General features: G+C 64.3%; 16 protein-coding genes. 9 read left to right on the plus strand and 7 right to left on the minus strand.

All coding sequences use genetic code 11. The features are described 5' to 3' along the window. On the plus strand, window positions 1–466 hold a 466-nt coding region (locus JWN03_RS19885; protein ID WP_297616983.1), incomplete at its 5' end, for a zinc-binding dehydrogenase. Window positions 467–496: 30 nt separating this feature from the next. On the opposite strand, the gene JWN03_RS19890 is transcribed toward JWN03_RS19885, so the two are convergent. Further along, window positions 497–1,663 (minus strand): thiolase family protein, encoded by a 1,167-nt coding sequence (locus JWN03_RS19890; protein ID WP_297616986.1) that lies wholly within the window; start codon window positions 1,661–1,663, stop codon window positions 497–499. A 150-nt stretch (window positions 1,664–1,813) separates the two neighbouring features. Between JWN03_RS19890 and JWN03_RS19895 the strand changes: the two genes are divergently transcribed. Together JWN03_RS19895 and JWN03_RS19900 are read left to right on the plus strand one after the other, a co-directional pair. Continuing rightward, window positions 1,814–2,536 carry a YoaK family protein gene (locus JWN03_RS19895; RefSeq protein ID WP_297616989.1) on the plus strand — a complete coding sequence of 241 codons (723 nt, stop codon included), beginning with the start codon at window positions 1,814–1,816 and terminating at the stop codon, window positions 2,534–2,536. A gap of 70 nt (window positions 2,537–2,606) precedes the next feature. Beyond that, the gene (locus tag JWN03_RS19900) at window positions 2,607–3,206 is read left to right on the plus strand and encodes an HdeD family acid-resistance protein (protein ID WP_297616992.1); all 600 of its coding nucleotides are present in this window, start codon (window positions 2,607–2,609) and stop codon (window positions 3,204–3,206) included. Window positions 3,207–3,276: 70 nt separating this feature from the next. Here the strand turns inward: JWN03_RS19900 and JWN03_RS19905 are convergent, their stop codons facing one another. From JWN03_RS19905 to JWN03_RS19925, 5 genes are read right to left on the minus strand one after another with little or no spacing between them, the layout of a single operon-like run. Next, complete coding sequence (locus JWN03_RS19905) at window positions 3,277–4,155, minus strand: phosphoribulokinase (RefSeq protein ID WP_297616995.1); 879 nt, start codon at window positions 4,153–4,155, stop codon at window positions 3,277–3,279. Window positions 4,156–4,195: 40 nt separating this feature from the next. Further along, window positions 4,196–5,272, minus strand: a complete 1,077-nt coding sequence (locus JWN03_RS19910) for a class 1 fructose-bisphosphatase (protein WP_297616998.1) — start codon at window positions 5,270–5,272, stop codon at window positions 4,196–4,198. 16 nt (window positions 5,273–5,288) lie between these two features. Further along, a complete protein-coding gene (locus JWN03_RS19915; RefSeq protein ID WP_297617001.1) occupies window positions 5,289–6,347 on the minus strand; it encodes an AAA family ATPase in 1,059 nt (352 codons plus the stop codon). A 13-nt stretch (window positions 6,348–6,360) separates the two neighbouring features. Then, window positions 6,361–6,783 carry a ribulose bisphosphate carboxylase small subunit gene (locus JWN03_RS19920; RefSeq protein WP_297617004.1) on the minus strand — a complete coding sequence of 141 codons (423 nt, stop codon included), beginning with the start codon at window positions 6,781–6,783 and terminating at the stop codon, window positions 6,361–6,363. A gap of 32 nt (window positions 6,784–6,815) precedes the next feature. Next, window positions 6,816–8,273 carry a form I ribulose bisphosphate carboxylase large subunit gene (locus tag JWN03_RS19925; RefSeq protein WP_297617007.1) on the minus strand — a complete coding sequence of 486 codons (1,458 nt, stop codon included), beginning with the start codon at window positions 8,271–8,273 and terminating at the stop codon, window positions 6,816–6,818. Window positions 8,274–8,397: 124 nt separating this feature from the next. Here JWN03_RS19925 and JWN03_RS19930 point away from each other — a divergent pair, with 124 nt between their 5' ends. The 3 genes from JWN03_RS19930 to JWN03_RS19940 all read left to right on the plus strand — a co-directional run bounded on the left by JWN03_RS19930 (window position 8,398) and on the right by JWN03_RS19940 (window position 10,858). Then, complete coding sequence (locus JWN03_RS19930; RefSeq protein WP_297617009.1) at window positions 8,398–9,273, plus strand: LysR family transcriptional regulator; 876 nt, start codon at window positions 8,398–8,400, stop codon at window positions 9,271–9,273. A gap of 111 nt (window positions 9,274–9,384) precedes the next feature. Continuing rightward, entirely contained in the window at window positions 9,385–9,801 is a 417-nt protein-coding gene (locus JWN03_RS19935) for a DUF1707 SHOCT-like domain-containing protein (RefSeq protein WP_297617012.1), read from the plus strand. A 34-nt stretch (window positions 9,802–9,835) separates the two neighbouring features. Continuing rightward, the gene (locus JWN03_RS19940) at window positions 9,836–10,858 is read left to right on the plus strand and encodes a redoxin family protein (protein ID WP_297617015.1); all 1,023 of its coding nucleotides are present in this window, start codon (window positions 9,836–9,838) and stop codon (window positions 10,856–10,858) included. Here JWN03_RS19940 and JWN03_RS19945 read toward each other — a convergent pair. Then, the gene (locus tag JWN03_RS19945; RefSeq protein WP_297617018.1) at window positions 10,781–11,197 is read right to left on the minus strand and encodes a winged helix-turn-helix transcriptional regulator; all 417 of its coding nucleotides are present in this window, start codon (window positions 11,195–11,197) and stop codon (window positions 10,781–10,783) included. The two genes, JWN03_RS19940 and JWN03_RS19945, sit on opposite strands and share 78 nt — an antisense overlap. A gap of 72 nt (window positions 11,198–11,269) precedes the next feature. Between JWN03_RS19945 and JWN03_RS19950 the strand changes: the two genes are divergently transcribed. The 3 genes from JWN03_RS19950 (at window position 11,270) to JWN03_RS19960 (ending at window position 13,915) form a co-directional block, all read left to right on the plus strand. Then, window positions 11,270–12,100 carry an SDR family NAD(P)-dependent oxidoreductase gene (locus JWN03_RS19950; RefSeq protein WP_297617020.1) on the plus strand — a complete coding sequence of 277 codons (831 nt, stop codon included), beginning with the start codon at window positions 11,270–11,272 and terminating at the stop codon, window positions 12,098–12,100. Between the two features lie 245 nt (window positions 12,101–12,345). Then, window positions 12,346–12,651: a meromycolate extension acyl carrier protein AcpM gene (gene acpM / locus JWN03_RS19955; protein WP_297617023.1), complete on the plus strand. Its 306-nt coding sequence runs from the start codon at window positions 12,346–12,348 to the stop codon at window positions 12,649–12,651. Between the two features lie 13 nt (window positions 12,652–12,664). Next, window positions 12,665–13,915 carry a KasA/KasB family beta-ketoacyl-ACP synthase gene (locus JWN03_RS19960; protein ID WP_297617026.1) on the plus strand — a complete coding sequence of 417 codons (1,251 nt, stop codon included), beginning with the start codon at window positions 12,665–12,667 and terminating at the stop codon, window positions 13,913–13,915. The last annotated feature ends 5 nt before the right edge of the window (window positions 13,916–13,920 follow it).

Genomic DNA, 13,920 nt, shown 5'->3' on the forward strand with positions numbered 1-13,920 from the left:
CGCGCACGGCGCCGAGGTGATCGTGATCTCGGGTGACGACGCCAAACTGGCACGGGCGCGGGAACTCGGCGCTACACACGGGATCAATCGGATCTCGCAGGACTGGGTCGAGGCCGTGTACGACCGCACCGATGACCGGGGCGCCGACCACATCCTCGAGATCATCGGCGGCGCGCATTTCAACCGTTCGCTGGAGGCCGCGGCGGTGGGTGGCCGGGTGTCACTGGTCGGCATCCTGGCCGGCTACGAGGTCTCCGGTCAGATCGCCCACCTGGCCCGCAAGAAACTGACGATCGACGGTATCCAGGTCGGTCATCGGCGGGCACTCGAAGATTTTGTCCAGGCGGTCGACCGCACCGGCCTCACACCGGTGGTCGCAGCCGAATACACGCTGGACGACTTGCCCGCCGCGCTCGATCATCTCGAGCGCGGGCCGTTCGGCAAGGTGGTGGTGAGAATGAACTGACCTGCGGTGCATGGCCATTCGTACGCTAGGTCAGAGGCGTTCGATGATGGTGGCGTTGGCGAGGCCGCCTGCTTCGCACATGGTCATGAGGCCGTAGCGGCCACCGGTTTGTTCGAGGTGGTTGAGCATGGTGGCGAGGATGCGGACGCCGGAGGCGCCGAGGGGGTGGCCGAGGGCGATGGCGCCGCCGCGGGGGTTGAGTTTGGTGAGGTCGGCGCCGAGTTCGTGTGCCCAGACCAGTGGGACCGGGGCGAAGGCTTCGTTGACCTCGTAGGCGTCGATATCGTCAATGGTCAGGCCGGCGCGGGCGAGGACCTTGCGGGTGGCGGGGATGACGGCGGTCAGCATGAGCAGCGGGTCGTCGCCGACGACGGAGAAGGAATGGAAGCGGGCGCGGGCCTTCAGGCCGAGCTGTGCGGCCTTCTCCTCGCTCATGATCAGCGCCGCGGACGCGCCGTCGGTCAGCGGTGAGGAGTTGCCGGGCGTGATCGACCATTCGATTTCGGGGAAGCGGGCCTTGAATTCGGCGTCCACGAACGCGGGCTTCAGGCCGGACAGGCCTTCGACACTGGTGCTGGGGCGAATGGTTTCGTCGGCGGTCAGCGTGCCGGCGGGGACGATTTCATTGTCGAAACCACCGGATGCCGCAGTCGCAGCGGCCAATTGGTGCGAGCGAGCCGCGAAATCGTCGAGTGCGGCGCGGTCGAACTTCCAGCGAGCGGCGATCACCTCGGCCGAAATACCCTGCTGCACAAGCCCGTCGGGGTAGCGGTGTGCGAGGGGCCCGCGATTGGCGTCCTTGCCCTGGGCATTGGAGAACATGGGCACTCGCGACATGGATTCCACGCCGCAGGCGATGGCGATGTCGTACGCCCCGGCGATGACGCCCTGGGCGGCGAAGTGCGCGGCCTGCTGTGAGGATCCGCACTGCCGGTCCACGGTAGTGGCGGGGACCGCATCGGGAAAACCCGCCGCGAGCACCGCGGTACGCGAGATATTGAAGGCCTGCTCACCGCTCTGCGTGACGCAACCGCCGATCACATCGTCGACGAGTGCGGGGTCGATGCCGGTGCGGTCGATGAGCGCTTCCAGCACCCCGGAGAGCAGTGTGGCGGGATGTACTTCCGACAGTCCACCACCGGATTTCCCCTTACCGGAGGGGGTGCGGACGACGTCTACGATGACGGCGGAGGTCATGGCTTCTCCTTGTTCGTGCCTGCCCAACCGGATGTGAATTCCGGTTAACATCAGTACTGTACCGCAACCCCGTGGAGCCGCGAGGAGCCGAGTTTCGAGACGCGAATTCACCTCCCCCGGTAGTCCCAATTCGGTTGCTAGCCTGTTGCCATGACCCCCCTCGAGGATGTCTCACCCAGCCCCTTCTGGGATCTGGAGATGCGCCTGTCCTCGGTCCTGTCGATCCTGGCCGGCTACATCGGCGCGGCCGCCTACACCCATTCCGCCGGATACTTCGTCACCTTCATGACCGGCAATACCGAGCGCGCCATCATCGGCAACTTCTCCGGCGATCACACCCTTGCGGGTGGCGCCATCATGCTCATCGTCTCGTTCTTACTCGGCGTCTTCATCGCCTCGCTGTGCCGCCGTTTCTGGTGGCACAATCACCCGCACGGTGCGACCATGCTGACGACTTTCGCCCTGCTCTGCGCGGTCGTGTCCGACGATATTCTCGGCGAGCGCGGAATCGGCTTGTTGCAGATCCTGTTCGTGGCGTTCGGTATGGGCGCGTTGAATACTTCGTTCGTAAAGAACGGCGAGGTCTCCATTCCGGTCAGTTACGTCACCGGCACCCTGGTCAAATTCGCTCAGGGCTTGGAACGGCATCTGGCCGGCGGTGGCAATGCCCGCGACTGGCTCGGCTATGCGGTGCAGTACACCTCGTTCGCGCTCGGCGCGTTCATCGGCGGGCTGATCAGCCTGGTTGTCGACGGCTCGAACATGCTCGATGCCGCGCTGGCGGGCTCGGCGATCGTCGCGGCCTATACGTGGTGGGTCGATCCCCGATGGGTGCGCCACAAGCCGAAACGCCGAGGCGACGGCGTGGCGTGACCATCACAACCGTGCACCACACCGAGCAAATACACCGCAAATCGCCCGAACTGGGCATATCCTCGCGAGCATGACAACCAAAGAGGAAGTTTCCGAAGGGCCGGTCCACGCTCTGGCCCGAAGTGCGTGGCAGTCGATCCTGGTGACCGGCCTCCTCTCGGTGGTGCTGGGCATCCTGATCCTCGCCTGGCCCGGTAAGACAATTCTTGTCGCAGGCGTACTTTTCGGCATCTATCTTGTGGTGTCCGGCCTCTTCCAGCTCATTGCCGCATTCGCTGTCCACCTCAGCGCGGGAATGCGGATTCTGGGGTTCATCACCGCCATCCTGACGCTCGTCCTGGGTTTCCTGTGCTTCCACAATTGGCGCGACCAGGGTGAAGCGACAGCGGTTCTGCTGCTGGCCATTTGGATCGGCATCAGCTGGATCTTCCGCGGTGTGAGCACACTGATCACCGGACTGTCGCTCGACGGAATGCCCGGCCGCGGCTGGGCGATCTTCTTCGGCGTTGTGCTGGTCATCGGTGGCGGCTGGCTGATCGCGGCACCCTTCCACTCCATCGTCGCACTGACGCTGGTGGCCGGCTGGTGGTTGATCTTCATCGGAATCTTCGAGATGGTCAGCGCCTTCCAGGTCAAGAGCGGTGCCGGCAGGGTTCCGAACGCTCTCTGAGTTCCGATTTTCATTCCGGCGGCTGTCCTTACAGGGCAGCCGCCGGTTTGTATTTCAGAAGAAAACATTGTCAGCGCAGTCGTTTGGGTCGCTTGTCCATCAAACGGAGGATGAGCGGGGTGAAGATCAGCTGCATCGCCAGGTCCATCTTCCCGCCCGGCACCACCACGCTATTGGGCCGCGACATGAACGAATCGTGCAGCATGGACAGCAGATACGGAAAGTCGATCACCTTCGGATCGGCGAAGCGGATCACCACGAAACTCTCGTCCGCGGTCGGAATGCTGCGGGTGGTGAACGGATTCGAGGTATCGACCGTCGGTACTCGCTGGAAGTTCACATAGGTCCTGGAGAACTGCGGGCAAATATGGTTCACATAGTCGGGCATGCGGCGCAGGATGGTGTCGATGATCGCTTCGCTGGAGTAGCCGCGTTCGGTCTTGTCCCGGTGCACCTTCTGAATCCACTCCAGATTGATAATGGGCACCACTCCGACCAGCAGATCGGTGTACTGGCCGACATCGATGCCCTCGGTGACTGCGGCACCGTGCAGTCCCTCGTAGAACAGCAGATCGCTGCCCGGCGGTAGCTCCTCCCACGGCGTGAACGTTCCAGGCGGCTGCCCATAGGGTTTGGCCTCCGCATCGTCGTGCAGATACCGCCGCACCGGCCCGACCCCGGTTTCCCCATAGTCGCGAAAGAGCGTCTCGAGCTCGCCGAGCAGATTCGCCTCCGGCCCGAAGTGCGAGAACTGCGAATTATTGGTCTGCTCGGCCTCTGCCATGGCCAGCTGCATGGCATTGCGGTCGAACCGATGGAACGAATCCCCTTCCACGATGGCCGCATTGATTCCCTCGCGCCGGAATATCTCCTGAAAGGTTCGCGTGACGCTGGTCGTCCCCGCACCGGAAGACCCGGTGATCGCGACGACGGGATGTTTGACCGACATGGCACCTCCTCGATTGCCGGACAGCGACTTTCGCGCCGGATCAGCGCCCTGCCGAGCGGAACAGCGAGCGGCTGCCGAACAGTGAGGCGTCGAAAATAGGACCCTCGTCCGGTTCGGCGTGATAGCGCTCGATGCGCTCGACCTCGTTGCGCGAGCCGAAGATGAACGGGATCCGCTGGTGCAGCTCCCCCGGCTGCACCTCCAGTACCCGCTCGTGTCCGGTAGTGGCGGCCCCGCCGGCCTGTTCGACGATGAAGGCGATCGGGTTGGCGCCGTAGAGCAGTGACACCCGGCCGGGGCGGGCCGGGTGCCGGGTGTCGCGCGGATACATATAAAGCCCACCGCGAGTGAGGATGTGGAAGGTATCGGCCACCAGAGAGGCCACCCAGCGCATATTGAAATCCCGTCCGCGCGGACCTTCGACACCCTGTAGCGCTTCGTGCACATAGCGCCGCACGGGGCGTTCCCAGAAGCGCTCATTGGCGGCATTGATCGCGAATCCCGAAGTGTCGTCCGGGATTCGCATCCGCGGATGCGTGAGCACGAAGGCCCCCACCTCCCGATCCAGCGTGAACCCGTCCACACCGTTTCCGGTGGTGAGCACAAGCATGGTCGCCGGGCCGTACAGCGTGAACCCCGCGCACACCTGCTGCACCCCCGGTTGCAGGAAGTCCTCGGAGGCCGCGGCCCGCCCGTCCTCCGGCGCCCGCAGCACGCTGAATATCGTTCCCACCGGCAGGTTCACATCGATATTGCTGGACCCGTCCAGCGGATCGAAGGCCAGCAGGTATTTCCCCCGCCGGATCTCCGCGGGCACCGCGTGGAATCCGCTCATCTGCTCGGACACCAGCGCCGAAAGCGGCCCACTCCACTGACTTTCGGACACCATGATGTCGTGTGCGATGGCATCCATCCTCCGATGCACCGTCACCGGCAGATTGTCGGCGTCATACGAGCCGAGCGAGCCCACGATCGCACCCCGCATCACCTGATTGGCAATGATTTTGGTGGCCGTAGCCAGCACATTCAGCAGCGCCGAAAATTCCCCGGACGATCCGGGATGCCGATGCTCCTGCTCGATGGTGTAGCGGGTGAGTGTCTTCATACCTTCGGGCATACGCCTGCTCATTTCCTCACGAGTCGGCCACCTCCGCTGTGGGGGCGTCCGCGAACACGCTGCTGCCGTAGACGTCGTTGTCGGTCAGCGTGATCAGATCGGTGCGGCTCAGCGGCCGGTGCAATTCGACGAGGCGTTTGGCCTGGCGCAGGCGGCAGCGTTCGAGGGCGTTGCGCACGCTGCGGGCATTGGCGAAGCGGGGGCGGGTCATGCGAATTTCGAGGTAGCGCGAAAAGGCCTGCGTGGCAGCATCATCGAAGGAGAAGTTCTCCTGGGCCACCATAAGTTGGGCGATGGCCAGGAGTTCGTCGTGGGTGTAGTCGGGGAACTCGATGTGATGCGCCACCCGGGAGGACAGGCCCGGATTCGCGGAGAAGAACGTCTCCATGCGGTCGGGATAGCCGGCGAAGATCACCACCATGCTGGTGCGCTCGTTCTCCATCTCCTGCAGCAGGATTTCGATGACTTCCTGCCCGTAGTCGCGCTCGTTCTCCGGCCGGAACAGGTAGTAGGCCTCGTCGATGAACAGGACGCCCCCGGCGGCTTTGGCGAGGGCTTCCTTGGTCTTCGGCGCGGTGTGGCCGATGAACTGGCCGACCAGATCGTCACGAGTGACGGTGTGCACCTTCGGTGTGCGGATGTAGCCGAGCGCGTGCAGCATCTCGGCCATGCGCAGGGCGACCGTGGTCTTCCCGGTGCCCGGCCCGCCCGTGAAGCTCATATGCATGGTCGGCCGGGTGGCCTGCAGGCCGAAGCGCTCACGGGCGCGGTCGATGAGCAGCAGGGACGCGATCTCCCGCACCCGGCGTTTGACGTTCGCCAGCCCCACCAGCTCGGCGTCGAGCCGGGTGAGGGTGTCCTCGACATCCTTACCCGCGACATCGCTGGACAGATCCAGCAGGGCGTCGTCGGCGAGGAGATCGGCCGCCACATCCTCCGGCCGGGGACCGCCGGCGGCCGACCCGTGCACCGGTCCGGGGTTCGTGGCCCCGGGCCGATGCATCTGGAACCCGTTCGCCGAGTTTCCCGCCGCAGGCCCGCGGACACCGGGCTCTGCCGGGCGTGGTGTGCTCACCGTCGAAACCCGTTCAGCCGCTGTAGCGTTCGCCGGGGCGGGCGTCCAGCGCATAGGGGTGGAAGCCGTAGCGCTGGCTGCGGTCGGCGCCCTCGGTGCGATCAAGGCGGAAGCCGGGCTCATCCGCCGGGCGCTGCACGAGGAAGCTCAGCGCCGTGGTCTGCCGGCCGTACGACGCGTCATAGGCATTGACGCGAATGTAGTGGCGCGGGAACGTCGCCCGGCAGGCATTGATCTCGGCGAGCACGCCGTCGGGCTCATCGAGATCGAACAGCGGCAGGCCCCACATCTCCCAGTACATGTTCCGCGGATGCGGGTCATCGGTGTACTCGATGGAGACCGGCCAGTTGTTGAGCAGTGCGTAGCGCACCTGAGCGGCGATATCGGCGTCGGTGAAGTCCGGTAGGTGTGAGAAGGTGCCGTGACGCAGATGCATTGCGGTTACCTGGCTTTCGTCGAGATAGTCGTTCAGCGAGTGGAGGTCGGCACGGCATCGGGGGCGTCGGTCGAGGTGTACTCGAAGGTGACATCACCCCAGGTCTTCAGCGCGACCGCGAGCGGGCGATTGGTCTCGGCGGCACGGCGCAGCACGTCCGGACCCTCCTTGAGCAGGTCGCGTCCCTCGTTGCGGGCCTTGACCACTACCTCCAGGGCGACGCGGTTGGCCTCCGCGCCCGCGGAGATGCCCATCGGATGCCCGATGGTGCCGCCGCCGAACTGCAGGCACACATCGTCGCCGAACAGGTCCAGCAGCTGGTGCATCTGCCCGGCGTGAATGCCGCCGGAGGCGACCGGCATGACTCCGGGCAGGCTCGCCCAGTCCTGGTCGAAGAAGATGCCATTGCGCGGATTCGCGGGAATGTGGTTGTCGCGCAATGTGTCGTAGAACCCCTTCACGGTATGCGGATCACCTTCGAGCTTGCCGATGACGGTGCCCGCGTGCAGATGATCGACACCGATCAGCCGGCACCACTTGGCCAGCACCCGGAAGCTCACCCCGTGCGTCTTCTGCCGCGTATAGGTGGAGTGCCCGGCGCGATGCAGGTGCAGCAGCATGCCATTGCGGCGTGCCCACTTCGACATGGACTGCATGGCGGTGTAGCCCACCGTCAGATCCATCATAATGATCACGCTGCCAAGGGATTTGGCGAACTCGGCGCGCTCGTACATATCCTCCATGTCAGCGGCGGTGACATTCAGATAATGGCCCTTCAGCTCACCGGTATCGGCGATGGCGCGGTTGACGCCCTCCATGGCGAACAGGTAGCGATCACGCCAGCGCATGAAAGGCTGCGAGTTGATGTTCTCGTCGTCCTTGGTGAAATCCAGTCCGCCCTTACAGGCTTCGTATACTACGCGACCGTAGTTGCGTGCGGAGAGACCGAGTTTCGGTTTCACGGTGGCGCCGAGCAACGGTCGACCGTATTTATTCAGGTATTCCCGTTCCATAACGATTCCGTGCGGAGGACCCTGAAAAGTCTTCACGTATGCCACGGGAATCCGCATATCCTCCAGGCGCAATGCCTGCAGGGGTTTGAATCCGAATACATTGCCGATGACCGAGGAGGTCAGATTGGTTATCGAACCCTCCTCGAAGAGATCGAGATCGTAGGCCACGTACGCGAAGTACTCCCCCGGCCGGCCCGGCACCTCGTCGACCCGGTAGCACTTGGCCTGATAACGCTCGTGTGCGGTGAGCCGGTCGGTCCAGACGACCGTCCATGTGGCAGTGGAGGATTCGCCCGCCACCGCCGCCGAGGCTTCGATAGGGTCGACTCCCGGTTGCGGAGTCACCCGGAACACCGCCAGCACATCGGTGTCCTTGGGCTGATAGTCCGGCGCGTAGTACCCCATCGACGCGTACGTCTGCACGCCAGGATCCCATCGGCCGCGTCCGCCGTCTTGATCGTCCACAGATCCGGCCATCATTCCTCCTGCGAACTGGGTTGGGCCACTTGCGATTCCCAGGATGACGGCAGAGTTATCGACAAACAATTCGATTGTTTCTCGTCTCCCTCAACCATTTCGTCGTGTTTGCTACCGTTTGACGATGGGTACTGTGAGCGCGGTCCGCATGGAAACCTTCCTCGCCGTCGCCCGCCACAGCAGCATCCGCCGCGCGGCCGCGCAGTTGCACATCACCGAAGCCGCTGCCTCCGCGGCCGTTTCGCACATCGAAAAACAGTTGGGCGCTAAACTCATAGCCAAATCCGGCCGGGGTATCGCACTCACCGAAGCCGGCCGTGTCTACGCCGATTACTGCCGCAGCATCCTGGGGTTGATGAAGGAAGCTCAGGATGCGGTCCGGGCTGCCGAAACCGGTCGCCTGCGCATCGGGGTGGTCGCCACGGCGGGCGAGTTCGTCCTCCTGCGCCTGATGGCCTCGTTCCGAAACCGCTACCCCGACATCGAATTGGGCTTCTCCATCCAGCCCCGCGATGTGCTGTTCGTCGAATTGACCCACCACGAAACAGATCTCGTCGTAGCAGGCCGCCCACCACGTGAGGCCGGCCTGGTGACCCGTGCGCGCAGGCCCTGCCAACTGGTGGTAGTCGGCGCTCCCGGCCGCTGGCCCGACCCCTCCGATGCCACCTGGCTCCTGCGCGGCACCGGTTCCGGCACCCGCGACACCACCCTCGCCCTCTTCGACCGCCTCCAAATCCGCCCGCCCACACTGACTCTCGGCACCCACGGCGCCGCCCTGGCCGCCGCCCGAGAAGGCCTGGGCATCACCCTCATTCACTCCGATGCCATAGAAAACGATCTGGCAGGCCACCACCTCGAAGTGCTCCCCATAGAAGGCACCCCCCTCAATCGCCCCTGGCACGCCGTCACCACCCGCACCCCGACCCCCACCGCCCGCCTGTTCCTCTCCCACATCACCGACCCCGACCGAGTCGGAGAGAAAGCCTTCCGGGCCGCGTGACATACGCCTATGGGCGTAGCGCCTTATACGACCAGCGGCGCAGGCCAACGGCCGAAAATCGGCCTACTGTGGTTGACAGCGTGATTGTTCCCCCGGTGAGGTGGTTGAGAAATGACCGATTCCAGCCCTGCGGTGTTCGGGCCGCCCGCCGTGCGCGTCGGCACGGCCGAGCGTGAACAAGCGGCCGAGGCGCTAGGCAAGCATTTCGCCGCCGGCCGCCTGGACCTCGACGAATACGACGACCGAGTAGGCCGCGCCTACGCCGCCAAAACCACCGACGAACTGACCGTCCTATTCGCCGACCTCCCCCAACCCGCGCCCGTCCCCACCCCGGCGGTCGCTCAGCACCGCCGCGATCCGCGCCTGCTGCTTCCGGCAATCGGCCTGGTCGGGGTCCTCGCGTTCGCAACAGCCTTCGTCATAGCGACGCACATAGTCCCGTTCTTCATCTTCCCGCTGCTGTTCTTCGTAGTCCTGCGCGGGCGCCGCGGCTTCGGCCACCAGTACGGACCCCGCCGCCTGGGTTGACCTTGCCCCCGGGGACAGGGCTTACGTTCACCTCGTGAGAATTGGTCAACTTGCCCGCTCAGCCGAGGTAAGTCCGAAGGCGATCCGCAGGTACGAGGCGCTCGGCCTGGTATCCCCGGCCCGCAACACCAGCGGCTATCGCGAATACGGCGAGAACGATGTCCGCCTGGTGCGTGAGATCCGGACACTGAATCGTCTCGGGATCCCGGTCGAAGAGACCCGGCCGTTCCTCGATTGCCTGGCATCGGGCGGCGAGCACGGTGACGATTGTCCGGCTTCGCTAGCCGAGTATCAGCACGCGATCGACACCCTGACAGAGCGAATCGCGGCCCTCACAGAACGTAGGGACGTCTTGACGATTCGGTTGCGCACCGCTGCCTATCGTCAGAGCGCGGTTGCTGAACCACCGCAATCCGCCGCGAATCTGGTCACGCTGCCGCCGGATCTGCCGGTACCGGTTGATGATGGTGCGGCGGCGCATCTTTCCGGCCTGCGGCTGCCGGCGTTCACTCTCGACAGCACCGATGATGTGGCCATCGATCTCGGCAGGCTGGGCGCGGGTCGCACGGTTGTTTACCTGTATCCGATGACCGGGCGTCCGGATATCGATCTGCCCGCTGGGTGGGATGCGATACCGGGAGCTCGCGGTTGCACCACTGAGGCTTGCGATTTTCGGGATCACTTCAAAGAGTTGGTCGCCGTCGGCGCGCAGCGGGTGTTCGGGTTGTCCAGTCAGGACTCTGCGTATCAGCGGGAAGTTGTCGAGCGACTGCATCTGCCGTTCCCGATGCTGTCCGACCCGGGACTGCTGCTGGCGAAGGCGCTTTCGATACCGACCTTCGATGTCGGCGGGATATCGCTCTATAAGCGCATGACGCTCATTGTCGAGAACGGGACGATCGAGCATGTCTTCTACCCGGTGTTTCCTCCTGACCAGCACGCCGAGCAAGTGCTGTGCTGGCTGCGCGAGCATCCGGAATCAGCTTTCGGCAGCGGCGATCTGGGAGTGGCGGGCGGCGGTGATGTCGGGGCTGTGGGTGACGGCCCAGTCGGCTAATGCTGAGAGCGGGGTGAGGAGGGTTTCACCTAGCGGGCTGAGGCTGTATTCGACAGTGGGTGGGACCGTGGGGAATACGGTGCGGGTCACCAGACCGTCCTGTTCGAGGGAGCGCAGGGTGCGGGTGAGCATGCGCTGGCTGATGCCCTCGATCGAGCGGTGCAGTTCATTGAAGCGGTAGTCGCGCCGGCCGAGTAGCGCGAGTATCAGCACGCTCCATTTGTCGCCTATGCGCCGCAGCACGTCGGTGACCGGGCAGGCCTCGTGCTCGGCGACGGGTACGCGTGCGGGCAGTTCCGTCGCGACCATCGAGGGCACATTCGTGTGCGTATCGGACATGAAAGTGCCTACTTTCGCAACTGTCAGTCGTTGCCGAGGATCGAGGTACGACCCGAGAGTAGCGGAGGAACAATGTCCAAAACCATTGTCATCAGCGGCGGTACGGACGGTATGGGCCGTGCGTTCGCCCTGGAACGGCTTTCACTCGGCGATACGGTCCTCGCCATCGGCAGCAACCGTGGGAAGGGCGAATCGCTGGTGACTGCGGCAGGTCCGGCGGCCGATCGCCTGACCTTCCTGCGCGCTGACTTGAGTTCGATTGCGGAGATCGAGCGGGTGATCGACGAGGTACGTGCGCGGTACAACACCGTCGATGCGTTACTGCTGTTCGCCAATCGCGTCAGCCCGCGGCGGACAGAGACCGTGGACGGCTTCGAACACACCTTCGCGCTCTACTACCTGAGCCGATATCTCCTGTCGCAGAGACTGACTCCGCTCCTCGAGCGCAGCGAGACCCCGGTGATCGTCAGCATTGCCGGAGTCGGCGTCACCAAGGGCGCGATCAGCTGGGACGACCCCCAACTGACTCACGACTACGGCGCGGTGCGCGCCCAACTACAGGCGGGCCGCGCCAACGACCTACTCGGCGTCACCTACTCCGAAACCAGTCCCGGCACAGTGCGATTTGTCCTTTACCACCCCGGATTCACCCGCAGTGGAGACCTCTCCAGTCTGAACATCCTCACCAGAACCCTCCTTCGAACCCTGGCCCGAATCTCGGCCCAGCCGGTCTCCGAGGCCATTCACCCCCTCCACGCATTCGTCGACGCCCCACCCGCACAGCCCCTCACCGCAATCGACCGCAGCCGCCCCCTGCCCCTGTCGCTCCCGACCCTCGACCCAACGAACGCCCACCGCCTCGCCACCCTCACCGAAGCGCTCCTGAGCAGAGCCGATACCTGAGTACCAATCCGGCCCGTGATTCATTGTGAGACTTCCCTCTTGGAGGGTTCCCACAAAGACTCTCACGTAGGTTCGTAGCGACGTCCGTCTCGCCGCGGTAACGGCGGTCTATATGTTTGGCAGCGGTAGTCGGAGCAAAAGACGTTGAGCTGCAATTGGTTTGAGTGAACATGCTGGTTGCCGGCCACGCGGTGCGCTCAGTAGACGGACTACTGGTATCCAGCACAACGAGCTAAGGAACATTTATGACTACCACGCAGGAACAGATCGTTTCGGGCATCGCCGAGATCGTCGAGGAAGTAACCGGTATCGAGGCCTCCGAGGTGACGATCGAGAAGTCCTTCGTTGATGACCTGGACATCGATTCGCTGTCGCTGGTGGAGATCGCCGTCCAGCTCGAGGACAAGTACGGCATCAAGATCCCGGACGAGGACCTGACCAGCTTGCGCACCGTAGGTGACGCGGTGGCCTACGTGCAGAAGATGGAGGTCGAGAACTCCGAACTCGCGGCGGAACTCAAGTCCAAGTTCGAAGAGAGCCACGGCGAGTAGCGGGCGCGCCGCCGTGACCAACCCTTTCAGCGCGAACGGAACATTCCCCAGCGTCGTCGTCACCAGCATGGCGGCAACCACCTCTATCGCCAGCGATGTCGATGCGACGTGGAAGGGCCTCCTCAACGGCGAGAGCGGCATCGACACGCTCACCGACGATTTCATCACCGAATACGACCTGCCCGTGCACATCGGCGGTCACCTGAAGGTGTCGCCGGACACGCTGCTGAGCCGGGTCGAGATTCGCCGCCTGTCCTATGTCGAGCGGCTGGCCACCGTGGTCGGTCGCGAGGTCTGGAAGAATGCGGGCAGCCCGGATGTCGACCCGCTGCGGCTGGCTGTCGCCATCGGCACCGGACTCGGCGGCGCGGATGCCGTCGTCAGCTCTAACGATCGCTTGAAAAGCGAGGGCTACCGCAAGATTTCGCCGCTCGCCGTCCAGATGATCATGCCCAATGGTCCGTCGGCCGTGGTCGGTCTGGAACTGAAAGCCCGTGCGGGAGTGATCACTCCGGTGTCCGCGTGCTCATCGGGTTCGGAGGCCATTGCCACCGCATGGCGCATGATCGTCATGGGTGACGCGGATATCGCCGTCACCGGCGGCGTCGAGGGCTACATCGATGCGGTGCCGATCGCGGCATTCTCGATGATGCGCGCCATGAGCACCCGCAACCACGATCCGAAGGGCGCTTCGCGTCCCTTCGACAAGGATCGCGACGGCTTCGTCTTCGGCGAGGCGGGCGCGCTCATGGTCATCGAGACCGAGGAGCACGCGAAGGCTCGAGGCGCGACGATCCACGCGCGGCTCATGGGTGCGGGCATCACCTCGGACGGCTTCCACCTGGTGGCGCCGGATCCGGAGGGCGCCGGGGCAGGCCGCGCGATGACCCGGGCCCTGCAAACCGCCGGTCTGTCGGCCAAGGACATCACGCACGTGAACGCGCATGCGACAGCAACTCCCATCGGCGATACCGCCGAGAACAACGCGATTCACCACGCCGGGGTCGGCCACGCCTCGGTGTACGCGCCGAAATCCGCGCTGGGCCACTCGATCGGCGCGGTCGGCGCGCTCGAATCGATACTCACGGTCCTCAGCATTCGGGACGGCATCGTGCCCCCGACGCTGAATCTGGAGAACCAGGATCCGGAGATCGACCTCGACGTCGTGCACGGCGAAGCTCGCCGTCAGGACATCGAGTACGCGATCAACAACTCGTTCGGTTTCGGCGGGCACAATGTCGCGCTCGCCTTCGGCCGCTACTGACACAC

It is taken from the genome of Nocardia sp. (assembly GCF_025465275.1).
GTDB lineage: Bacteria > Actinomycetota > Actinomycetes > Mycobacteriales > Mycobacteriaceae > Nocardia.